14 protein-coding genes are annotated in these 24,353 nt (G+C 40.4%); 2 read left to right on the plus strand and 12 right to left on the minus strand.

What is annotated here, in order from left to right; genetic code table 11:
- Positions 1 to 84: 84 nt before the first annotated feature.
- Positions 85 to 795, minus strand: coding sequence for a response regulator (locus tag AACU25_RS13220; protein WP_096576309.1), 711 nt, complete (start codon positions 793 to 795; stop codon positions 85 to 87).
- A gap of 346 nt (positions 796 to 1,141) precedes the next feature.
- On the opposite strand from AACU25_RS13220, the gene AACU25_RS13225 reads away from it, so the two are divergent.
- Positions 1,142 to 2,275: a hybrid sensor histidine kinase/response regulator gene (locus AACU25_RS13225; RefSeq protein ID WP_096576311.1), complete on the plus strand. Its 1,134-nt coding sequence runs from the start codon at positions 1,142 to 1,144 to the stop codon at positions 2,273 to 2,275.
- A 739-nt stretch (positions 2,276 to 3,014) separates the two neighbouring features.
- Here AACU25_RS13225 and AACU25_RS13230 read toward each other — a convergent pair.
- The 6 genes from AACU25_RS13230 to pilM all read right to left on the minus strand — a co-directional run bounded on the left by AACU25_RS13230 (position 3,015) and on the right by pilM (position 10,478).
- Positions 3,015 to 3,962, minus strand: a complete 948-nt coding sequence (locus AACU25_RS13230) for a heme-dependent oxidative N-demethylase family protein (protein WP_096576315.1) — start codon at positions 3,960 to 3,962, stop codon at positions 3,015 to 3,017.
- 531 nt (positions 3,963 to 4,493) lie between these two features.
- Positions 4,494 to 4,937, minus strand: coding sequence for a pyridoxamine 5'-phosphate oxidase family protein (locus AACU25_RS13235; protein ID WP_096576317.1), 444 nt, complete (start codon positions 4,935 to 4,937; stop codon positions 4,494 to 4,496).
- Positions 4,938 to 5,137: 200 nt separating this feature from the next.
- The gene (locus AACU25_RS13240; RefSeq protein WP_096576319.1) at positions 5,138 to 7,579 is read right to left on the minus strand and encodes a type IV pilus secretin family protein; all 2,442 of its coding nucleotides are present in this window, start codon (positions 7,577 to 7,579) and stop codon (positions 5,138 to 5,140) included.
- A 220-nt stretch (positions 7,580 to 7,799) separates the two neighbouring features.
- Positions 7,800 to 8,573 (minus strand): pilus assembly protein PilO, encoded by a 774-nt coding sequence (locus AACU25_RS13245; protein WP_096576321.1) that lies wholly within the window; start codon positions 8,571 to 8,573, stop codon positions 7,800 to 7,802.
- Complete coding sequence (locus tag AACU25_RS13250; protein ID WP_096576323.1) at positions 8,570 to 9,367, minus strand: PilN domain-containing protein; 798 nt, start codon at positions 9,365 to 9,367, stop codon at positions 8,570 to 8,572. Before AACU25_RS13250 ends, AACU25_RS13245 begins: the two co-directional genes overlap by 4 nt.
- 4 nt (positions 9,368 to 9,371) lie before the next feature.
- Positions 9,372 to 10,478, minus strand: a complete 1,107-nt coding sequence (gene pilM, locus AACU25_RS13255; protein ID WP_096576325.1) for a type IV pilus assembly protein PilM — start codon at positions 10,476 to 10,478, stop codon at positions 9,372 to 9,374.
- Between the two features lie 141 nt (positions 10,479 to 10,619).
- On the opposite strand from pilM, the gene AACU25_RS13260 reads away from it, so the two are divergent.
- On the plus strand, positions 10,620 to 11,921 hold the full coding sequence (locus AACU25_RS13260; protein ID WP_096576327.1) for an ABC transporter substrate-binding protein: 1,302 nt from the start codon (positions 10,620 to 10,622) through the stop codon (positions 11,919 to 11,921).
- 358 nt (positions 11,922 to 12,279) lie between these two features.
- On the opposite strand, the gene AACU25_RS13265 is transcribed toward AACU25_RS13260, so the two are convergent.
- The 5 genes from AACU25_RS13265 to AACU25_RS13285 all read right to left on the minus strand — a co-directional run bounded on the left by AACU25_RS13265 (position 12,280) and on the right by AACU25_RS13285 (position 24,343).
- A complete protein-coding gene (locus tag AACU25_RS13265; protein WP_190445972.1) occupies positions 12,280 to 13,215 on the minus strand; it encodes an aldo/keto reductase in 936 nt (311 codons plus the stop codon).
- A gap of 177 nt (positions 13,216 to 13,392) precedes the next feature.
- Entirely contained in the window at positions 13,393 to 15,498 is a 2,106-nt protein-coding gene (locus tag AACU25_RS13270) for a catalase (protein ID WP_096576329.1), read from the minus strand.
- A gap of 631 nt (positions 15,499 to 16,129) precedes the next feature.
- Positions 16,130 to 17,206, minus strand: a complete 1,077-nt coding sequence (locus tag AACU25_RS13275; RefSeq protein ID WP_096576331.1) for a sensor histidine kinase — start codon at positions 17,204 to 17,206, stop codon at positions 16,130 to 16,132.
- 6 nt (positions 17,207 to 17,212) lie between these two features.
- Complete coding sequence (locus AACU25_RS13280) at positions 17,213 to 18,379, minus strand: FIST signal transduction protein (RefSeq protein WP_096576333.1); 1,167 nt, start codon at positions 18,377 to 18,379, stop codon at positions 17,213 to 17,215.
- A gap of 69 nt (positions 18,380 to 18,448) precedes the next feature.
- Positions 18,449 to 24,343 carry an ATP-binding sensor histidine kinase gene (locus AACU25_RS13285; protein WP_096576335.1) on the minus strand — a complete coding sequence of 1,965 codons (5,895 nt, stop codon included), beginning with the start codon at positions 24,341 to 24,343 and terminating at the stop codon, positions 18,449 to 18,451.
- Between the last annotated feature and the right edge of the window lie 10 nt (positions 24,344 to 24,353).

Below are 24,353 nucleotides of genomic sequence, written 5' to 3' on the forward strand. Positions count from 1 at the left end.
ATGACCAATGACAAATGACAAATGACCAATGACAAACGACAAATGACAACCTCAGCCAATTATCTTTAATTTCGCCGACCTAAATTAATGCACCAACCCACCACGCAAAGCCCTAACAGCCGCTTGCGTTCTATCAGAAACACAGAGTTTACTCAAAATTCCCCGCACATGAGTTTTTACAGTACCGATAGTCAAATACAATTTTTGAGCAATTTCTGCATTATCACATCCAGCAACAATTAACTCTAAAACTTCCATTTCACGTTGAGTTAAAGAAGAAGTTTCTATAGTTTTCTCAATTTCTGAGTCAAGACCATCAATTAATACTCTTTTGCCACTGCTACCGGAAACATCATCTTGGCGTACCTGCTTGAGTACAATATCTGCTATTGTCGGGTCAATCCACGGGCTACCTGTATAAGTGGTTTTGACTGCATCTACTAACCTATCTCTGTCAATATCCTTCATACAGTACGAATCTGCCCCCGCCCCAAAAGCTGCTAACACAGCTTCCTCACTGTTTTGCATTGTGAGAATGAGAATTTTGGTAGTCAAGTCTGGATTCTGCTGTTGAAATTGCCTGTACTTGCGAGTTAATTCAATCCCATCCATATCAGGCAAACCGATATCGATAGTGGCAACATCTGGCTTCAGGGTCAACAAAAGTTGCAATCCATCCGTAGCGTTGGCAGCCTCACCAACAATTTTGATATCTGCCTCAGCTTGTAAAGCAGCCTGTAAGCCTATTCTGGTAAGGTTGTGGTCTTCAATCACAACGACCTTAATCTCACTCATGGCTGTTACCTCTACCCGGATCTATCTAAAGTACAGAATAAAATATCTTCGCTATTTTACTGTGAAGTTTATACCAAAAGGAAGATGATGACAAATCCACAAAGAAATACATCTACCATAAGATATAAAAAATTATTTCTTTTCTCATGCAGCAAAATGTTTATCTAAATCTTTTGGAAATAACACTTTGATGCACCTACCAATAGACTGATGCTTGTATTTAAAATAAATTAATTCTCAGATAAAGTCTGGAGATAGATGACAAAAAAAATTAATTCATTCACAAGAATTGTATCCCAAAAAGAGTTAACTTAATAAAACTAATTAGTTTGTTGTCTAAACAGCCATGTCAATACCTCAATCTGTAAAAAAAGATAAAATTTTAGTTGTTGATGACGTTTATGACAATTTAGTACTACTAGAAACAGTTTTACAAGAAGATAGCTATGAAGTTATCTTGGCGCAAGATAGCACCAATGCTTTGGCTATAGTTGAGCAGTCACCACCAGACTTAATACTTCTGGATATTATGATGCCAGAACTCGATGGTTATGAATTTACGCGCCGCATTCGACACAATACAAATTTGCCCTACATTCCCATATTATTAATTACCGCTCACATCTACTCTAGCGTTGTCGAAGGATTAGATGCTGGTGCCGATGATTTTATTCGTAAACCATTTGATCCCGATGAGCTAAATGCGCGGGTTCGTTGTCTTTTACGTCTCAAACACACTATAGATGAACGCGATCACATGGCAAGTTTACGAGAAGATTTTGCCTCGCGATTTACTCATGATTTACGCACACCTCTTGCGGCTGCGAATAGAGTCTTAAAATTAACCAGAGAAGGAATGTTTTGTACTGTCACATCAGAGTTTGCCAAAATTATTGATACGATGATTGGTAGCAATGAAGATTTGCTCACAATGGTCAATAACTTACTGGAAGTTTATAGACATGAAGCAGGTTCTAAAACCTTAAGATTATCTACTTTTGATATTCAACAATTAGTTAGTGAAGTAGCTCAAGAATTGAAGCCACTGGCAGAAGAAAAAAACTTAGTTTTAAAAGCTGAAATTACAGAAAATCTGAATGTAGACTCAGAAGCATTAACTACAGTTATAGCTGACCGAATAGAAATTAGAAGAGTATTAACTAATATTATTGGCAATGCCATTAAATTTACCGCAACAGGTTATATATATGTGCGGTTAAATGTAGAAAAAAATTATGTCATCGTCCAAATTCAAGATACAGGCCCGGGAATTTCTCAAAAAAACCAAGCAATTTTATTCGAGCGATTTCGTCCAGGTAAACATTTAGGTTCAGGTAGTGGTTTAGGACTGTATCTCTCTCGCTGCATTATCGAATCCCATCAAGGTTCGCTAACTGTGGAATCTGAACCTGGTAATGGCAGTATATTTACTATCAGTTTGCCTCTTGCCCAAGCCAGTAAGTTAGAAGTAGAAGCATAAAAATATTTATCTTAATTGCCTAAAGCAGAATTACTTGATGCTGAATAGTAACAATCAAGCCTGGCGGAGATATGGCATTAATGGAGCAAAATCGGCGATTTGCTGAGGCTGTTAGTGTTTTTTGTGCTGAGTGTAAAATCAATCACAATCAGAAAGAAACTGCCAAATCATCGATTTTTATAGTATGTTGCTAAAACGGTGATCGAGCCACAAGTAATAAAACTAATTAAATTACCGTACATCAAAATCAAATCTTTTTGATAATATCCGTAGAGGATACCATTGAACTGAATCATATTAAAACCTGCAAAAGTAATTAAAGAAATATCCCTAGCACTTTTCTTTTTTAAAATCCGCAGAGCTTGTGGAATAAACAGACTAGCATTAAATATAAAACCTAAGCCAAAAAATAAAGTTACTAACTCTCTCATGTTTAGTATATAAAACTTAGTATTCCATCATATTAAACTTGAAATTTTTTGCTTTAAGATTTTCCTTTAGATGTAATTCATATATATTTATGATTCCAACCATAGAATGATGAATGGCATCACAATATATGTATAAAACGTTAATCTCTAGGCTGATTTTTAGTAATGCGATCGCTGCTTTATTTATATGATAATAATTCGGGCGGTCGCAATTTGTAATTTGTTTATATTTATCCTAACTACTCTAATATCAATAGTTGCGCCATTAAACAATAAATATTGCAAAGTAATACCTTTGAGTAGCGATTTCAAACTTCATTCAGCCAATTTAAAATACTAGCTTTGCTATCTACCAATCCCTTATAAAATAGTGACTCTGGTGACATAGACTCAATTGCAGCACATAGCTTAAACCGTAATAGGGAATCTTTTTTGATTAAACTGCAATCTCTGAAATAAGTCCGAATAGTAAATAATGCTGCTTCATACTCCGGTAGTCCCCAAATTACTTGTCGCTCAATTCGTAAATAAAGCTGAGGATTTTGGGCATCAAAGTCTCTACCTTGCCATTGATTAACCGATAAATTAGGTGGTGGTGCGGGATGATGATTAAGGCGGGTGTCAGTACTCAAACCCCAAGCAAAACGCACCATAGGTTTACAGCTAATCATAGTATTAGCGATCGCATCTGCCCGGCGATTAATTTTTTCCATACCAGCCACAGGCTGATGTATTTCTGCAAAGTTTTTACCAATTTTTTCCTCAGCCGCCCAATGATTGGGATAGCACAAGTGAACTGCACTCAGCCAATTGCAACCATCCCTACCACGACAAATGACTGTCAAGTCTTCTTGCATTTGGGATGCTAGAGCATCAAGGGTAGAACTGTAAGCTGGAAACACTGAACTATTCTCGACTTGCTGTAATTGCCAGTCTGCATCTAGCCAAAGCGTTTCTTGGGTGAGTCGGCTACGAAATATCAAGGTATTAGCCGTTGATTTTTGGTAATCAAAGTATTGTGGATGATCTTGGGTGAGTAGCTCAACTATCAAACGAGCGATCGCACCTGCCACAGCCTTAGAATATTTATGAGTTTGGTAGTATTTACTTAACCGTTCGGCACGTGCCAAAAGTTTAGCCTGACGGTAATGTGCAAAATTTTCATCGATTTGAAATACTTGCCCATCAGCTTCACCATTACCAAAACAAGTGCCAAAGGCCATCATACCTGGCTTGACTTCGTAGCGTCCATTCATCAACGGGAAGTAGCAAGCCGGACTATTGCAGGCTTTTAGTTTCTGCGTTTCCACAAGCCAGTGATGTAGAGGAGTGCCATTATAGATGCTTGCATAACAATTTTCGCATGAGTTGAGATTTTGTAGTGCGATCGCAAAACTTTAACTTTGTGGTTCTATCCCTAAAAATATCTCAAGTAATTTTTCTAATTTTTGTAGAGTTGACAATCCCTAGATATTTAGTAAGCCAATACGGTTTGGATAAGACAAATCTATTGACGTTTAAATCATGTAGAGACGCGATTAATCGCGTCTCTACAACCCCACTGCCTTTCCCTCTAGAATATATGTGTCGCCAACAATATTTGATTTGGTATTCTAGGGTAGAACAGATAAACCAAAATTCTACAATTTAAATACGTAATAGCTGATTTGGTTATTTATATAAAATGACTTAAATTTGATTTATGCAAAAGGGAAAAATTGTAAAAATATTACTTTGTTCCATTTCCCTTTTACCCTTGTCCAAAAACTATTGTCTCATAATACAGCTTACAAACTGATAGTTTGTGCTGCAAAATTTGCTTGACTATCCCAGTAATCAACCTTATTAATCTGCACCTTCAACAAAGCAATATCAGGTTCATTTAATCCTTGCGGAAACCAAGCTTGAAGTTCTGGCTTCCATAGTTCTTGCATCTTGTTGCGGTCTTGAACTAATTCTGCACTACCCGATACTGAAACATATCGCTTTTGGTTAGGTGAGGAGAAACTGAGATTGACTTGCTGACGATGCTCAATTTCAAATACTTTATGGGAACTAGCATTGGTAAAAAACCACAGTGTCCCATCAGGCTGAATATCGCTACTCTTTTCCATCGGACGACTGTGCAAGCTACCATCCTCATCGACTGTAGTTAACATACTACAACCAATATCTTTAATCAGTTCACGCAGTTGATAAATATGTTGATTTTTGTCGGTAGAGGTTGTCATTTACCGTACTCTTTTTTTGAGGTTTTTCGTTGACATGGGAATTAAAATTAAACCCATTGTCCTTGCTTGGAAAATTCCTCTTTTAGTATCAACATTTTTGATTTTTAATTACCTGTGTCTACAGATAGAATTACTATGACATTTGGAAAGAGCGTAACATTGTTGCGCCCTTTCCAAAGATGTGAGAGCCTTCATTGTGATTATTGACCTGAAGGTTTCCAACCCCGACGCTCTAGCATTTGCCGTACTTCTGGGCTGGGATTATAGTTATAGCCGTAAGATGAACGCTCGGAATCATCCATAATTTGAGGCGTAAGCAATACAACCACCTCTCTACGTTCATTGCTTCTGTTGGTACTTCTAAATAGCGAACCAATTAAGGGAATATCACCCAAGATAGGAATCTTAGAGACTGTTGTCCGGTCTTGGTCTTGAATAATACCTGAGAGAATCAGTGTCTGACCATCTCGTAGACGAATCATCCCAGAAGTCAGAGACCGTTCAGATACTAAAACGATTTGACCATTTCCTGTATTTTGTGATGCTGTCGGTGCGCTGACAGTAGGAGCAACCGATAGAGAAACAAAACCATTGTCATCAATCCGCTCAATTTTCACATTCAGGGTTAAGCCAACTTTTTGTTTCTCAATTTGTCTTTCAGTTCTAGAGCCACCGGAAGTATCTGTTGTTTGTAGAGTAATGTTCCCTACCACTTCCTGAGTCAGGTTAACAAGAGCCTGCTGACCTTCTTGCACAATCAAAGTTGGGTCAGTCAAAATCTTAGCATTGCCATTTGTTACCTGAGCTTGCAAACTAGCAAGTAACCGTTTGGGGAATTGATATAAAGAAGGTAAAGATGCCGTAGCCGTACCCAGAGTACCTTGTGTAACGCTGGTGCTACCATCAGCATTTCTTGTAACTATGTTATCCGTTGCCGGAGTGATCTGAGAAAAACCTGGTTGTAAAGGATTAGTATTGCTAGGAGAAAGAGGCTGGTAAAAATTTCCACTGCCTGGATTTTGGCTTCTAGTGGTTGTACCATCTGGATTGACTATGATCGTACCTGGGGTAGTTCCAGAAATACTGACAGTGCTATTTGGATCATAGAAAGGTGAGCCTGTAACAGGATTAGTAATAACTGGTGTATCATTAACACTAGTTGCAGCCTCAGAAGCAGTAGCAGGTCTAGAACCACCAAAATTGAGAGATGCTGCACCATTATCAACAGCAAAAAAGTTATTCCCCACACCAAACGAGAAACTAGTGTTGTAATCCTGGGTTCCTGTGAGGTTAACATCAATAATTTTGACGTTGACTACTACTTGACGACGACGAATATCAAGCTGAGTCAATTGAGCCATAGCCATATCAATTAATCTAGCAGGCCCAATCAAAGTAACAGAATTTGTACGCTCATCTCCTAATGCCTGTAAACCTCTAAGTAATGGGTTAGAGTCCTTAAAATCAGCTCTTTGAGTTTCTAGTTTAGTTTCCGTAGTGGTTTGAGTTTGGGTAACTGCGGCGGTGGAATTACCTACAGGGACAGCACTCACGCTAGTAACAAGTCGTTCGCGGCTAATAGCACTTTCTGCACCTAGACCAACTAAAAAGTTGAGAGCCACTCCCACTGTCACCTGATTAAGTCGCACGTTCCGCATCACGGTATCACGGGTAGAGTTGGGTAGTTTAGGGCCAACAAAAATAGTGCGACCACTACGATTAGCCTCTAAACCACTCAAACGCAAGACATAGTTAAAAACATCTTGTACTGGTTCGTTTTCTATATCTAAGGAAATAGTTTGCCCTCCAGCCGCCCCACTTGCTTGACCACCAGAAGACGCTCCCCCGCTTGCTCCTCCTACATAAGCTAAATTCAGACCAGCCGCACGGGAGAGTAGTGATAGAACCTCACGCACAGGAGCATCTCGCAGTACTAACCTAGGCACGCGCTCCTGAGTACCTAAGTCAATATTTACTGGAGAAGCATCAATATTGGAGATAGCAATATCACCTACTGGTGGAGCAACGGCTCTAGGTAAGAAAGGAGGCCCCTGATTCGGAGGTTGACCCGGGCCAGATGGCTGTGCAGGTTTACCGTCAATGGTAATTTCCGGGTTGGGGACTAAAACATCCGGTTTTTTACCTGGTAGGGGTGCAGCAGGATTAGATGGCGGTGTGGGCGTTGTTGCTATTGGTGCTGGTGTTGTTGGATTGGGCTTTGATGCTGTCGTATCTCCGGATGGGCTAAAGCCTAAAGTAATACGATTATCTTTTCTGCCTACAGGTTGGCTACTAGGGGCGTTGTTGCTTCCAGTTACCACCACCCGGATGCTGTTAGCATCTAGCTGAACAATTTCAACTGAGGCAATTCCTGAAGCGGGGTTGTCTTGGCGGAAATTATTGCCTTGTGGTAAACGTAGTTGAGTATTAATAATATCTGTAACTAAGGCATTTCCTCTTTTAGTTGTGAAAACTTGCGGACGCGAGCCAGAGGAAGTTTTCAAAATAACATTAATTCCACCATCAACTTGACTTAGCTGTACGTCAGTAATTTGGGTAGTATCTGCCCAAACCGGTTGAGCTGCTAGAAAGATAAAAGCAGCAGTACCTAATAATAAACTATTACCGTGAAGCTGTTTCACAGTTCATTCCTCACCTGATAAAACCTTGTTGACAAATAATTTTTGATCGGAACTTAAGTACTGAAGCTGTTAGCTCAAGCCTACTCAGGTAGACTTAAAACTAAGTTTGACCAGAATTCAGATCTCTGGAGATAACTTTAACTATAGACCCCTAGATTGCACATCTATAGTGGTTGTTGTCTTGATACCCCATTCCTATTTCCTAGTTCAGTACTATTCGCTATTTCTTTGTAGGAGCAGCTTTAGCAGCAATCATTGCCCTTTCTTCAGGGGTAAGTGGCATTAATGCTTGTAGCTGGAAAGAGGTCGTGATTGATGCCGGCCCACGCTTGGGAATAGGCGCACCTTTTTCTGATGTGGCTTTAGGCGGTGGAATCAATATCGATTGATAATCTTTGAATATTAACAAAGGCTGTAAACGCTCAATGTTACGAAGAATCGATTGCGTTTGTTCATAAGTACCTTCAATTTCCACTTGGATAACACTGCGTTTTAGCTTGCCATCCGCCTGTATGCCCAAACTACCATCCGTAATCGGTTCTGGTTGCTGTGTAACTGGCACAAATTTTTTCAGTTGAGCCTTGACTGGATTACCAAGAATTTGAGCATTACCAGTTTCAATTAAACGATTCATATCCAGTAACAATGTATCCAAGGTTTTTTCGTTAGAAAACAAACTTAAAACCTGAATTTGTTGCTGTTTTGCTTGCTCTTGCTCTTGTTTGATTTCGTCAATCTTTTTGACACTAGCTTTCTTTTGATCTACTTGTCCTTGTAATTCATTAACTTTTGTTTGCTGCTGTTGATAGTTATCCCAAGCTGGCATTAATAAGTTAAAGGCTACATACAATGCACCCAAAAGTCCTACAGAACCAACCAAAATCCCGATGATTTTAGGTGTAAAGCTAATTCCAAACAGAACGGGAGAGGTTGGGGATTCTAGAGCAAACTCTCCGTTTTGTTCTGCAAAATTCAAATCGTCACTCAGCGTCATTTTGTAATGACTCCTGTTTTTTGGATACTGCGAATTCGAGTTACTAGTCCCACTGTGCCTTTTTGTTCTAACTCCCGAATTAACTCAGAAGCTGGAACATCGCTCAGACTTGATTGAATAGTGTATTTCACTACTTGAGGTGGCGGAATTTTGACACCATTGGTATTAGTAGCATCTGTTGAAGATGCAGATGGTGCATTGACTAACTCAGCAGTCTTAATTTTGCTTTCTGAGGCTTTTAAAAAGTGAGACTGTTGCAGAGTTAACAAAAAGTCGTTGACATCGTTAAAAGAACGAGCTACGCCGTTAATTTCTATTCCTCCAGCAGGGTTTCCAGGAGTAGTCCCTGCTGCTTGACCCTGTCCTTGTACTGGACGAATCGGTGGGGTTTGCTTGATGTCCTCTATTTGTACGTTTGCTGGTATACGCTCGCGCAAATCTTGTAACATGGCTGACCAAGGACGAATTTGGTCAAAAACTGTGACTAAACCTTGCGTTTCGCCTTTAATTTTGGTTGTCTCTTCTTTAATTTTATTAATACTTGCTAGTTCTGTGTCTAACCTCTTGCTTTCTTGATCTAGTTGTGCTAAATTTTGCTCTAACTCAGAGTTCTTGGCTTGCAACCACCACCACGCCCCTCCTACAAGGGTGGGTAAGCAAATGCCTACAGCTACCCCTATATATAATGGTGTCATGTTGCCAACAGGCAGCTGAATTTTGACTCCTGGCTTTTTAGTAGCCGTATTCTGGTAATTTGGACGGTCTTTAAGGAAGTTAATATCCAAACTGTACATTCTGTTATACCTCCCGCATTCCTAAACCCAGTACTGTCGCTAAACCAGCGCGTTGTACTGCAGGGTATTTTTCCTCACTAACTTCTATGGACAAAGATGTTATCGGATCGATTTGTGCAGTTGGTAAGCTTAATCTTTGGGTGAAAAACTCATCTAGCTGTTGCAAGCCACCACCAGGGCCAGCTAGAAAAATTTGCGCTACCTCCAGATTTTCACTTTGATTCAGGTAAAAATCGATGGAACGACGCAGTTCATCTGTGAGTTCTCCCAAAACTCTTAATAAAGCTGCCATACCCGGATTAATATCGGTTAGCCCAGTTTTTCCGCCATCGGCGCTTGTTGTCATAATCGTCATGCCGTACAACATTTCCATATCTCGGCTTGCAGGTAGACTCATAGCCTTTGAGAGGGCATATTGCATTTGATAAGTACCGATGGGTACAGTACGTGAAAATTGCGGCACTCCATTGACAATAATGGCAATTTCTGAACTATCAAACTCGATATCAACCAATACTGCGGCTTCTTGGGGACTGAATTGTCGTAGTTGATCGCGGATTGTCCGAATCATTGCAAAACTGTTGATTTCTAAAACATCGATTTGCAATCCAGCCTGCTCAAATGTATTAATATATGCTTCCGTTACCTCCTTACGTGTAGCTACTAAAAGTACTTGTACTTTTTCAATACCATCCTCATCTACAAAGTACCCAAGTTTTTGATAATCCACATCAGCTTCTTCACGCGGATAGGGTAAATACAAAGCTGCTTCATGGTTTAGTACCATTTCTCGCAGTTCTTTATCATCTAACTCTGCTGGTACAGGTATTAAGCGGACAATTGAATCTCGTCCTGTGACCCCAGTAGCAACCCGAGAAGCTTTAATTTTGCTTTCAGCCAAACCCTGCTGAATTAACTGCGCCATTGCTGGCGCATCAGCGATTTGACCATCCATCATTACACCCTCGGGAACTGGTATTGATGTTAAGGCTTCTACTTTTAAGCCTTGACGTTGTTTGCGTAATTGAACTATATTCACCCTTTCTGGTGCTAGTTCAATACCGACCCCTTTATTAGATTTGCTAAACAGACTATTGAAGCTTTTCACCACTTTGATGCCCGTTGCACTACTAAATTGATAAGTTAAATGATGCTAAAAAACGTTCTTGGTACTAGGTAATTGATTTAGCCTATAATCTCGACAATTCTGCATAAGCTTTTCACTCAAAGCAAGCGTAAATATACTAGTAAAATGTTTAAAACTTCAAAATTCAGGCGATTGACTGTTTGTGTACTGCTCGGTTTATTGACTAGTTGGATAGTCAGTTGTAGTACAGGAAATGTTGGCACGGGAACAAAACAGGCTGCTGGGGGAGCAACAACGATTGAGTTTTGGACAATGCAACTCCAACCTCAATTTAATGGTTACTTTCAGAACCTGATTGCAAATTTTGAATCACAAAACAAAGGTATAAAGATTAACTGGGTCGATATACCTTGGGCAGCAATGGAGAACAAAATCTTAACAGCTGTCTCAGCAAAAACGCCACCTGATGTTGTGAACCTCAATCCGGATTTCGCGTCTCAACTTGCAGGCCGAAATGCCTGGTTAGATTTAGATACAAAAGTCCCAAATGAAGTACGTTCATCCTATCTGCCAAATATTTGGAAAGCTAGCACACTCAATGGTAAAAGTTTTGGTATTCCCTGGTACCTCACTACCCGGCTAACTATTTATAACACTGATTTATTAAAACAGGCAGGTATCAACAAAACACCGAATACTTACGCAGAATTAGGGCAAGTGGCACAACAAATTAAAGATAAAACAGGGAAATATGCCTTTTTTGTAACTTTTGTTCCGCAAGATTCCGGAGAAGTTTTGGAATCATTTGTGCAAATGGGAGTCACCTTAGTAGATTCCGAAGGTAAAGCAGCTTTTAACTCACCGCAAGGTAAAGCAGCTTTTCAGTATTGGGTAGATTTATATAAAAAAGGGTTACTTCCAAAAGAGGTTTTAACTCAAGGACATCGCCATGCAATAGATTTATACCAAGCTGGAGAAACAGCATTTTTAGCTTCCGGCCCTGAATTTCTGAAAACGATCGCCAATAATGCCCCAAAAATTGCTCAAGCCTCTGCGATCGCACCTCAAATTACAGGTGATACTGGTAAAAAGAATGTGGCTGTGATGAACTTAGTGATCCCTAAAGACAGCAAGTACGCAGATGCTGCAGTGAAATTTGCTCTGTTTGTCACTAACGATCAAAACCAATTAGCTTTTGCTAAAGCTGCTAATGTTTTGCCATCTACCGTAAAATCACTGTCTGATAGCTACTTTAAAGATGTTCCTACTAGTGCGACAACAGTAGACAAAGCAAGGGTAATTAGCGCTCAACAACTACAACAGGCAGAAATCTTAACACCGACTCTGAAGGATTTTAATAAGTTGCAGAAGGCAATTTATGAGAATCTGCAAGCAGCAATGTTAGACCAAAAAACAGTAGAAAAAGCTGTAGAAGATGCAGCGCAACAGTGGAACAATCGCACATAGAAATTTTCATTAAAAGGTAAATAGTTGGTATTTAAGGAATCGTGCAATCCACCAACCATTACCAATGTGAAACATCTTGAAAACATATCAATGATTATTTAGGGGCACAGAGATTTGCCCCTATTTTATTTGTTTTATTCTTTTTATGATTAATTAGCGCAACATTTAAAAATTTCAAATAGCTTAATCAGGCTTTTATTAAATCACTATTACTATTTACACTCAGCATTTTGATTAGCGTAAGGGCACGGCACCAGTAAGATAATTTGATATGCCAAAAGATTGTGGATGCCGTGCCCCTACCGACCCATCTGTCGCGTTCTTTTTTCAAAATGGTATAACTAGAACAATATACTGCTCACGCTGACATTAATTGCTGGAGGCGTTTTGGTTCATCTCCCAGCCAATCGGGATTTTTGGCAGTACCGTCGAAAATGGATGAAGTCTTGAAAGGTTCAAACTCGCCGCGAGATCCAGCGTCTGCGGTTTTAGCTAACAATGTTTGCACCTGCTCCTCTGTCATCGGTTGAAATGTGTCTACAGCTTTGAATGCTTGGTCGAGAATCTCCATATTGTCGATTCCTGTAATTACCACTGAGGTGGGTAGATTCAGCGCATAGTGGAGACATTCAATCGGCGTTACCGTCTTGGACTTGAGCAGAATCCCATTCGCCATACTTTTCATTCCCAAAATACCGATGTTTCGTTTGACTAGTTCTGGTACAACCAGCTTGGCGAAACTCCGATAGTGTGCGTCCATCACATTTAATGGCATCTGAGCTGTAGCAAATTTAAAGCCGTAATTGTCTGCGACTTGGAGCATATGCAGATGAATTTCGGGGTCTTTGTGCCCCGTAAAGCCAATGTAGCGGAGCTTTCCAGCTGCTTGTGCTGCAACTAGCGCCGCATTTGCTCCCTCTTCATCAAAAACCCGATGCGGATCATCAAATCGCAGGATTTCGTGATGTTGTACCAGGTCAATGCAATCGACTTGTAAGCGTTTTAAGGATTCATCGAGCTGTTTAGTAGCTTCTTTTTTAGAGCGTCCGTCAATTTTTGTCATCAGAAACACTTTGTCTCGATAGCCATCATGGAGCGCTTTCCCCATGCGAATTTCACTCTCACCTCCGTTATAGTCCCAACTGTTATCCATGAAGGTGATGCCCCGATCAATTGCTGTACGAACAAGCCGTATTGCCAACTGCTCATCTACGTGTTTCAAGCTGAGATGCCATCCTCCCAATCCAATTGCAGAAACTCTCTCTCCAGTACTACCAAGTTCTCGATATAGCATCTTTGTTTCCTTTATTTTAGTTTTTACAAATATTTCTGAAGTGGTCTGAAAACCAAACTTGCGTTTGAATAACGTTGACATCTTGATCGAAAGTTGAATTAGCCAATATCCCACTCGTAATTTATTCACGAGTAGGATATTGAGTAATTCACCCACCAACACCCTGAGCCTGATTAATTAAGCAGGTACTTGATCCTTATGGGCACGATTCCAGTGACGATGTTGAGCGATCGCATTGATAAATGACTTGGCAATCTCATTCGCATCGGCACTAAGAGCAGTCACTACGCCTTGATCGTCTTTTAACGACGAGTCAGATAGTTTTACTCCTGGAAGCTCAGCAGCTTTGAGTAAATCAACACCTTCCCCTGTGGCAGCGATTGGTTTGCAATGCTTAAAGGCTTCATTGATGAAATGCACAGCTTCGCCATTCATCTTCAAAGCTTCCAGACTTTTTGCACCGCCAGGTACATAAATCGCATCAAACATCGGTGAGGCACTTGTTAAGAAGGTCTTGTCCACTTCAATTTCTTGACCATCTGCACTTTTAATTTTGCCTTTGAACTTGGATACAACTTCTGCCATTGCACCAACGTCTTTCAAGGCTTGCTTGATAGCCATAATCTGAGCAGCATCTACTCCATCTGCTGCCAAAATTGCCACTTTCCGACCTTTAGCAGTTTTCGTCGTATTGTTTTGGCTTAGTGCTTCGGAACTTTGTCCGTGATTTTTGACTGTCACTGCGCTTGGTGCAGCGACTCCGATGCCTTGGGCAACTCGTTTGGCTAATTCATGATCCACATGGTTGAAGCGATCAACCATCCGTTCGCGCACTCCTTGATCGCCAACTTTGCCTAATTCAAAATGAGCCGCCTCTATTAAGTGTTCCTTCTCCACAGGTGAAAGGCTGTTCCAGAATAGAGTGGCTTGGCTAAAGTGCTCTTTAAAGCTAGGGCTGCGATCGCGGACTTTATGCCCTTCTACACGCTCCGGATAATGCACATATCCACCTTCCGCTGCTGTACTCACCTCTGGACGATTTTCACCCAATGAATTAGGCGAGTAGTTGACGCGGCTAGTCTTAATTTCCATTTGCATCCGCCCATCTTGTTGATTGTTGTGGAACGGACAAACCGGACGATTAATTGGCAAATGGGCAAAGTTTGGACTGCCTAAGCGATGTAGTTGCGTATCGTGGTAAGAGAATAGCCGACCTTGCAAGAGTGGATCGTCGCTAAAGTCAATTCCTGGGACGACGTTGGAGGGTTGAAAAGCTACCTGCTCGGTTTCTGCAAAGAAATTATCTGGGTTGCGGTTAAGAACCATTTTGCCGACGGGACGGACAGGAACTAATTCTTCAGGAATGATTTTGGTTGCATCCAAAATATCAAAATCGAATTTGTGCTCGTCTGCTTCTTCAATGATTTGCACACCGAGTTCGTATTCTGGGTAATCACCCATGTCGATAGAATCCCACAAATCGCGGCGATGAAAGTCGGGGTCTTTACCAGCGAGTTTCTGTGCTTCGTCAAAGACATTGGAATGTACTCCTAAAAGCGGCTTCCAATGGTATTTCACAAACCGAGATTTACCTTGTGCATTCACCCAACGGAAAGTATGTACGCCAAATCCCTGCATCATGCGGAAGTTTCTCGGGAGAGTGCGATCGCTCAAAATCCACATAATCATATGGGTTGATTCGGGAATTAGTGAGATGAAGTCCCAAAAACTTGGATGGGCTGTTGAAGCTTGCGGCATCTCATGATCCGGTTCTGGCTTGATCGCATGAACTATATCAGGAAACTTAATCGCGTCTTGAATAAAGAATACTGGAATGTTGTTCCCAACTAAATCATAGTTGCCATCTTCAGTATAGAATTTTACCGAAAACCCTCGTACATCCCGCACGGTGTCCGCTGAACCCCGCGAGCCGCCTACTGTTGAGAAGCGAACAAAGACGGGTGTTTTGATTGCTGGATCTTGCAAGAATTTAGCTTTAGTAAACTCTGCCATTGATTCGTAAGGCTGGAAATAGCCATGAGCACCCGATCCCCGCGCATGAACCACTCGTTCTGGAATGCGTTCTCGATCAAAGTGTGTCAGCTTTTCTTGAAAGTGGAAATCTTCTTTTAACGAAGGGCCGCGTGTTCCTACTTTGAGCGTATTGTCGGTATCGTTAATTTTTACACCTTGATTACTTGTGAGTTTCTCGTCTGCATCTTTACGATAGGGTTGTAGAGCTTCATTTTTGGTGTTTTCATTAACCTGTTGCTGCTCAGTCATAAAAATCCTAATTCCTGATTGTATTTGAGATAGCTCCTAGAACTCGTACCAATTCCCAATAAGTGAAGAAGCAGGGGAGCTCTTAGCAGGGGAGAAAAACCACCCACAAGGGGGAGCCAGTCTCGTGGGCGGCTCCGCCGACTTGAGAGAACTGGCGTTGGGGCTTCAACCAAGGGAGAAAAAGGAGCAAGGGGGCTTTTGCCCACAAGGGGCAAGGTTTGTACCTTTCCCCCTGCCCCGTTCCCCGTTCCCCCTGCCTCTTATCAAGCCAGATTTAAACAGGGTTTGCAGCTTTAGATCTGTGCTTAATACTTACTTATAATTGGTGAATTCTTTTTTCTTTTCAGACGGACTCAGCCAATGATTAGCCTTCACCATAGTAGAAAATCAATTATAGAAGTGCTTCCCTCTATTGATGGATGACACCTATGCATTGGGAGTTAGTCACCAAACATTTACTCTACAAACTAGTATCGCCAGGCGGGATTCAAAATTCTCTCTTGGAAAGTTCTGTTTTCTCTTTTGAGCATTTGTGCAATTCTAATTTTTGTTAACTATCGCCAGATGAATTGATGCTCAATGCATTGGGCTGCAGCTGCTTATAGAGTCTTTCCGGCAAAAGTTGCGCCCATTAATTATCTCGAATTGGGATTTGAATTACAAATTCTGTACCTACACATGGTTGTGAATAGCATTCTAGTTTACCACCGTGCAGTTCGTTCACAATTTGGTAACTAATTGATAAACCTAAACCTGTACCTTTGCCTACTGCTTTGGTGGTAAAAAATGGGTCAAATACTTTATTTCGCACTTTCTCGTCCATTCCTATCCCATTATCAGCAATCCGAATTTCCACCCAAGATTTATCAATAATTTTAGTAGTAATATGTATTTGTAGCCGCTTAGTTACTTCCTGTTCTATATTAGCTTTCTTTTGTTTTAGTAAAGCATCTTCTAAAGCATCAATTGCATTGGTAATCAAGTTCATAAATACCTGATTCATGTGCCCAGCGTAGCACTTGATTAATGGCAAATTTTCGTAGTTTTTAATAACTTCAATACCAAAATAATTATCTGCTGATGCTTTGAGACGACTGTTTAAAATCACTAAGGTGCTATCAATTCCCTCATGAATATCTACTGATTTAAATTCTGCTTCATCTAAACGAGAAAAAGTACGGAGTGACTTCACGATTTCGCAAATGCGCTCGGCTCCTACATTCATAGAGCGAAATAGTTTTTCTGCATCTTGCTTGAGGAAATCAAATTCAATGACTTGAATTTCTCGTTTAATTTCTACCTCTGGTTCAGGGTAATATTTTTGATAAAGCGCAATTAGTTTGAATAAGTCTTGAAAATATTCATAAGCATAAGTTAAATTCCCGTAAATAAAACTGACTGGGTTATTAATTTCGTGAGCAATTCCAGCCACCAGAACGCCGAGAGCAGACATTTTCTCTGATTCTATGAGTTTCATTTGTAAAGCTTCGAGATTTTTGAGAGCAGTTTCTAGCTCATCACCTCTGTGCTTCAAAGCAGTTTGTGATTCTTCTAACTCGCGAATCATATTTTTGAGAACGCTTTCTCTAACTTCAGTATTGTTCTCTAATTGTTGTCTATCGGCTTCTGAACGCTCTAACTTTTTTCTCAGAATCCGAACTGTTTTTTCTAACTCTTTAAGTCTGCTCTCATTGTCTGTGGTTTCCATAAGCCTCTACTTTGTTCCTAGAAGCAAAGTCACAAAAGTTTCTTGGTGATAGTAAGAAGAACCATGAGGTTCTAAGGGTGCAAATTCACCGTAGGTGTAGAATCCACAAATGGGTACTTCTGCACGCAGTGCATTTTTTACGAGTTGATATTCTTCTTTGGCTCTGGTTCCTAAAAGCCAACGACGACAGCAACAAGAAAATAATAAAACTGCTTCTGGTTGCGTTCCGGGATAATTTGCTAAAGCATTTTTAAATGATGTTTCTGAGGCTGCAATTACATCGTCTCTACTAATATCTGTAACTTGAACCGTGGCTTGTTCTGGAACATTACCAAGAAAATTTATGCTACCAGTTTCTACATCGTAAGTATTAGGTACTCGCATATAATAGCGATCGCTCTCTCCTTCATACACAGCTAAAGGATGCTCCGCAGTCGGAGGGCGATCGCCTAAATAGCGCTCATAATATGCTAGTGCTGTAATACCTTCAATCTCGTAGAGGACGGTTTCGTGAGATTTGGTAACAATGCTTTTACTTCCAATGGGTTCCCAGCCACAACCAATTCCATAGGAAAATTTGATATCTCCAGAAAAGATTAAAACTGGTAGGGAATCGGTTAGTACTTCGTTGCAGAAAAATTGATAGGTTTTGGTAAACCTAAATTGATCGCCTGCTGTACCGCCTAAAATTGGCATTTCTGAACCTAAGGCTAGTTTTAATCCTTGCAGAATTAACTCGCCATTAGTTGTGGAACCATCTTCTATATAACTAGCTGGAACAGTAATACATAATTTCGCACTATTAGTACATTTTTGAGTTGCTTGTTGTACAGCTTGTTTAGCCGCCTCTAAAGGGTTACCTTTTGCACCATACCCCACACCCGCACGAATTTCTACATTGTCAGAGTAAAAAAGCATGAGTGTTAAAGAATCTTGTTGAAATCCTAAGCCTGAGGACACTTCGCCATCGGTAGTGCAACCAATCAATTCAATTTTGGGAAAGGCTTGGTTAATTTCTTTAACGATTAAAGCATGATCGAAATCAATAGCAGCAAATAAGATGCCTGCTTGAGGAATTACACCATCTAAATCGTTGATACAATGTTCTAAAACTTCTGTAATCGCATCTTGGGAATCGGGATCTTCACTATGTCCAACAACAACTTTTAGCATTTTTATTTCCTAGTTAAAAATATAGTTACAACTCGAATAGAGGCGATTAATCACATCTGTAACCAATAGTCAAAAATCATCAGATGATGACTCTATTGGCAGACTGATCATAAACTCGGCTCCTTTCTTTGGTGAAGAATTTACATTGATTGTGCCTCCATGTTTCTCGACAATAATTTGACGAGCAATTGCTAACCCTAAACCTGTACCTTTACCTACAGGTTTAGTAGTAAATAATTGCTTAAAAATCTTTTGTTTTACTTCTGCTGTCATCCCATGACCATTATCTTGAATACTAATAATTACCTGTTGCAAATTTTCAGTTAAACTAGTAGTAATAGTGATGTAATTAGGATGAGCTTGAATTTCTGCAAAACTGCGACCGATATTTGCTTCCTCTAAAGCATCAATGGCATTAACTAATAAATTCATAAATACTTGGTTGAGTTGTCCCGGATAACATTTAATTTGAGGAATTTCACCATAGTTTTTAATCACTTCAATAGCGGGGCGAGATTTTGAGGCTTTGAGGCGATGTTTGAGAATCAACAGAGTACTGTTGATGCCGTCATGTATATTAAAAGTAATGGGGCGATCGCTATCTGCACGGGAAAAAGTTCTCAGGCTATTACTGATATCACAAATGCGATTCACAGCATCTTGCATAGAAGCCAGCATCTTCGGTAAGTCTTTGCGGATATAGTTGAGGTCGATAGCTTTAATTTGACGTGCAATAGCAGTACTGGAATTGCTATATTCCTGTTGATATAAATCAATCAAGCCAAACAAATCCTTGATATAGTCCAATGCATAATCGATATTGCCACCGAGGAATCCTATCGGGTTATTGATTTCATGGGCGACACCAGCGACAAGATTACCCAATGCAGACATTTTTTCACTTTGCACCAGTTGGGTTTGAGTCTGTTGGAGTTCGTAAAGCGCTTTCTCTAAATCTTCAGCTTTTTGGCGTAATTGAATTTCTGATTCGCGTAAGGCGGCTTCAGCGAATTTGTTGGCGCTAATATCTATCAACACTCCATCCCAAACAATCGCACCATCAGCTTGCATTTCTGGGCGGGAAGCAGCTTGTGTCCATTTTTCTTTACCAGCTACTAAAAATCTGCCTTCCCATTGCCAAGGTGTTAAATTAGCGGCTGAATCTATAATCGATTGTTTAATGCTCTGACGTTCCTCTGGATATGTCATCCCAAACAGTACATCTGCGTCTGTGATTTCCTCTGGGTGTAAGCCAAACAGTTCATAGCAACCAGAACTTACATAAGAAAACGATGCTGAACCATCCACAGCGAGACGGAATTGATAAATCATCCCTGGGGCGTTTTCCGCCAATTTTTGCAACTGATTTTGAGTACTCTGTAAGGCTTGGGTGCTGTGCAGTAATTCTTTTTGGGCTTGTTGCAATTGTTGCAGCGATCGCTCTAACTGTTGGGCGTAATTTTGTGATTCTTGATACAGACGAGCATTTTCTAGGGAAATAGCGACTTGGGCGCACAGGAGATTCAAAAGTTCAACGCGATCGCCTGTAAATGCCCCAACTGTTAAGTTATTTTCTAGATATAAAATCCCAATCAATTTGCCTTGATGGAAAATCGGAGTACACAAAATACTCTGGGGGCGGTGATGGAGAATGTAGGGGTCAACCGCAAATGTGGGATGATCGATAGCACGATCAATAACTGCCGATTTCCGAGTATTTTTTACCGAATTAATCAGGGAAATTGGTACGGTTTCACTGTTCTCTAGAGGTAGAGATTGCAAAATAGTTGTGTGTTGTTGCAGTTGAGAAACACCTGCTATTAACCATTGATCACTTTGTGGTAGTAAAAGCACAGCTTTATCAGCGCCAGCATTTTCAATCAAAATTTGCAGTAGCGCCGTTAGTAATTTCTCCAGTTCCATTTGGCTAGAAAGGGTTTGAGAAGCTTTGAGAATAGTTCTTAAATCTAACAAAGTTGCAGAATTATATAATGTAGCGGCTTGCTTTTTGAAATCTGGGAAACTTGTCGCATTGGTTGACTGTTGGCGGATGGTTGGCAAAAGTTGTGGGTAGCGCTTTTCTAAATCATTGAGTTTAGCCACTGCACCCCAACGGGAATAAGCGTAGTAAGCATCAATCATATAGACTTGAGCGACTTTAGCTTTACCCCAATTGAGATAAAATTTAGCCGCCAATTCACAAGCGATCGCTTCTTCGTGGAGAAATTGGTTTTCCTTCGCTAGGGCGATCGCGCGATCATACATCTCCATCGCCGCAGACATTTTTCCTAATACCCGATGTTTCTCGGCTGTGACTAAACACCATTTATGTAAATAAGTCATGGGTGCATAATCTGCCCATTTTCGCAGCTGCTTGAGGTTTTGATTTACCTGCTGCAAAATCTTGGCTTGAGCCGATTTCGATGCTGTAGGATAAATACTGAGTTTCGCTAGCGCTTGATAAAAGCAAAATAGGGATGTGAGCAAGGTTCCCTGCGATCCAGCAATCCATTTTTCGGCTAATCTCGCATTTTCCACCGCCTGCTGTTCTTGCCCAAATAATACTCCTAGCCAAGTTTTCAAGGTATAAAGACGAGAAAGGGAATTGGCTTCTTGGGCTGCTAAATATTTCTGTTGCATGGCAATTTCATCATACACCTCACCCACCAAACAACAAGGATCTGCGGATTTTCCCATCAAGTTCAACACCAATTGTTGCGCTATGAGATGGTATGTCAGGGCTTTGTCTTGGTGCAGTTGTTGCAGTGATTGACTGTATTTAGCAAATTCTGCTAAAACTCTATCCAACTGTTCACCAGAATGCAGCAACGCCGCACAGTAACCAGCCGCGTTATAACTCGCATACTCAAGTTTGCCTGTCTCTAGCCCTGTTTGATAACCCTGCAATGAAGTCTCTAGGGTTGCAGCTAGTGGATCTTTCCAAATCCGAATCATATTAGAGAAGATAAATAATACTTCTGTGCGAAATTGCTTACCTAAACCGGTTTCCGTCAGCCTTAAACCCAGTTCGCCAAATTGATACCCAGTTTCTATATCACCCATCATACATAGAATAAACCCATAGGCGGTGTAGCCTGGGGCGACAAAAGCGGAATTGCCATAACTTATTGACAGTTCCAGCTGTTTCAAAATAATTAGTGGGTATAAATTGGGTTCGCACATATAGCTAGCTGTGACGATACTGCTTAACAAAGACATCTTTGCTAAAGCGGTAGGGTTTTGCATGGGAGGTAATGCGAGCACATCCTGGGGAGATTTACGCCCTAAAGCTAGCTTGATTGGCAGCCAAGCTAAAATTATCTGTAATTTTGTGGGTTTTTGGGGAAATTTGACTCCTAAATGTTTCAGCGCCTCTAACCCCATTGCGACTGATTTTGTTGGTTGATGATTGCTAGTAAAGCTATTGAGTCTAATTTCGTAAGCTTTGATTGTATCTAGTAAAGATTCAGCATTTTGGAAAATGACATCGATCAGTTGTTCCATTTGCAGAATATCGCCACTGAGATAAGCAACTTCCGCTGCAGCATGATAAATATCTAAACTCAGATGATATTGCCTTTGCCAGTGATTAGCAGGTAACAAACTTTTTGCGATCGCAAAATAGTTAACAGCCGCCCCATAAGCAGTAGCAGTTCTGGCTTTTTTCCCAGCCATGAAGTTAAGCAGGATGAGTTCTTGACGCTGTGCGGTGGTGCTAATTACCTCGACACCACGATTAAGATGATTGACAATATCAAAAATCCTGGCTTCCTGCTCTGAGGTAGGTATATGCTGTAGTAGTAATTGCCCGATTCTCAGGTGAGTAGATTGTTTACGATCATCGGGAATTAAGGAATAGGCAGCTTCATGGACGCGATCGTGTAAAAATTTATAAGTCGGGTTAACTGCTGATGGGGTAACGGATGTTGGTAAATCATCCGCATCAGTAAAGAACTTATAGATTTCACTAGTGGGAAGCAACAATCCATCCTGTAGTGCTTTCCACAAATCAACAGCCGTAGCTGCAGGCGATCGCGCAGCTGCGATCGCTAATGTGTTTAAATCAAATTGAGTGCCAATGCAAGCTGCCAATTTCAGCACATCTTGAGTTGCTGGTGGTAATTTCTGCAATTGCATTGCCATGAATTCCACTACATTATCAATCATGGCAACTACTTTTACCTGAGCAATATCACATTGCCAATATCTGGCATTGTTATCAAACGTAATTAGCTTTTCGTCGAATAAAAATTTCAGAAATTGCGTTGCAAAAAAAGGATTACCTTGAGTTTTTTGATAAATTAATTCAGTAAGTGGTTGAGCCACAATCTCATCACAACTCAATGTATCAGCCACTAAATTATTAATATCTGATTGAGAGAGATTATTTAAGGTAATTGTGTTAACTATTGACCCGTTTTTTTTAATTTCTTGCAACGTTAACAGCAACGGATGAGTATGTAAAATTTCATCATCTCGATAAGAACCAATCACCAATAGACTGCCAGCATCATTCATCAATATTTCTAGGAGTTTAAGTGATGCTAAATCTGCCCATTGTAAATCATCTAAAAATATTACTAAAGGATGTGCTTGAGTGGTGAATACTTGCGTAAAGTTTTGGAATAATAAATTAAACCGAATTTGAGCAGAGTTACCAGATAATTCCGTCACAGGTGGTTGTTTACCGATAATGTTTTCTAATTCCGGAATCACATCAATAATTACTTGCCCATTATCACCTAGAGCCGAGAGAATTTTGCTGCGCCAAAGTTGTATTTGGGCATCGCTGTCACTGAGAATTTGGCTGATCAAATCTTGGAAAGCTTGTACAAATGCCAAAAAAGGAATATCTCGTTGAAATTGGTTGTATTTACCTTTAATAAAGTGTCCCCGTTGCCGCACAATTGGTTTATGGACTTCATTAATAACAGCAGTTTTACCAATTCCCGAACAACCTGCAACGAGTAGCATTTCTGTGGCACCATTACTCACTCTGTCAAATGCTTGTAGTAATATCTCAACTTCGCTGGTACGTCCATATAATTGTTCAGGAATCAAGAAATGCTCATCAATATCTCGACTACCTAAGGAAAATTCAACTATATTTTTGGTTTTTTGATACTGAGTTAAACAAAGTTCTAAATCATATTTTAATCCTGCCGCATTCTGATATCTATCTTCGGCATTTTTTGCCATTAATTTCGCAATAATATTAGAAATAACCAGAGGAATAGATGGATTAATAGTATGAACATCAGGGGCGATTTTGGCAATATGTGAGTGTACCAACTCCATCGGCTCGACAGATGAAAATGGTAATCTTCCTGTTAACAGTTCGTAAAAAGTCACACCCAAAGCATAAAAATCACTGCGGTAATCTATGCCCCGATTCATTCTGCCAGTTTGTTCGGGAGAAATATATGCCAGAGTTCCTTCTAAAATATGGGGATTTTGTAGTTGGGGGGTTTCTTTTGATAACAGAGAAGCAACACTAAAATCAATTAGTTTTACCTGATGGGTTTGGGGATTAATGAGAATATTGCTAGGTTTAATATCTTTGTGGATGACTCTGTGACGATGAATTGCTTCTAAATGAGTAGCAATTTGCATAGCAACACTGAGGAAATCATGGATAATATCACCTTGTTTTTGCATTATCCAGTCTTGGAGAGAAATGCCCCCCATATCTTCCATGATCAGGGCATAACCATTGCGATATGCTTCCAGACTATAAATTTTGACAATTCCGGGTAAGTCTAAGTTTTTGGTGATGGTGTACTGGTTATGGAATTGAACAATTTCCTTAAAGCTGGGGTATTCACTCCGCATCAGTTTGATGACAACTGGCATTTTGTCTATGTTGCGGTTAGCTTGATATACCAGTGTTAGCGTACTCGCATAAATTGGTTTTGTAATTGAGTAACCAGCGATCGCTACCGTGCCATCAACCACCATGTTCATCAGCAAAACC

The organism is Tolypothrix tenuis PCC 7101, from assembly GCF_963874875.1.
Classification (GTDB): domain Bacteria; phylum Cyanobacteriota; class Cyanobacteriia; order Cyanobacteriales; family Nostocaceae; genus Aulosira; species Aulosira tenue.

Coding starts and splice junctions, on each gene's coding strand:
- AACU25_RS13280 (WP_096576333.1), bottom strand. CDS start 18,379: ATGCTAAAAGTTGTTGTTGGACATAGTGAAGATCCCGATTCCCAAGAT.
- AACU25_RS13265 (WP_190445972.1), bottom strand. CDS start 13,215: ATGCTATATCGAGAACTTGGTAGTACTGGAGAGAGAGTTTCTGCAATT.
- AACU25_RS13270 (WP_096576329.1), bottom strand. CDS start 15,498: ATGACTGAGCAGCAACAGGTTAATGAAAACACCAAAAATGAAGCTCTA.
- AACU25_RS13250 (WP_096576323.1), bottom strand. CDS start 9,367: ATGTACAGTTTGGATATTAACTTCCTTAAAGACCGTCCAAATTACCAG.
- AACU25_RS13220 (WP_096576309.1), bottom strand. CDS start 795: ATGAGTGAGATTAAGGTCGTTGTGATTGAAGACCACAACCTTACCAGA.
- AACU25_RS13230 (WP_096576315.1), bottom strand. CDS start 3,962: ATGAATGGACGCTACGAAGTCAAGCCAGGTATGATGGCCTTTGGCACT.
- AACU25_RS13235 (WP_096576317.1), bottom strand. CDS start 4,937: ATGACAACCTCTACCGACAAAAATCAACATATTTATCAACTGCGTGAA.
- AACU25_RS13225 (WP_096576311.1), top strand. CDS start 1,142: ATGTCAATACCTCAATCTGTAAAAAAAGATAAAATTTTAGTTGTTGAT.
- AACU25_RS13245 (WP_096576321.1), bottom strand. CDS start 8,573: ATGACGCTGAGTGACGATTTGAATTTTGCAGAACAAAACGGAGAGTTT.
- AACU25_RS13260 (WP_096576327.1), top strand. CDS start 10,620: ATGTTTAAAACTTCAAAATTCAGGCGATTGACTGTTTGTGTACTGCTC.
- AACU25_RS13275 (WP_096576331.1), bottom strand. CDS start 17,206: ATGGAAACCACAGACAATGAGAGCAGACTTAAAGAGTTAGAAAAAACA.
- AACU25_RS13285 (WP_096576335.1), bottom strand. CDS start 24,343: ATGAACATGGTGGTTGATGGCACGGTAGCGATCGCTGGTTACTCAATT.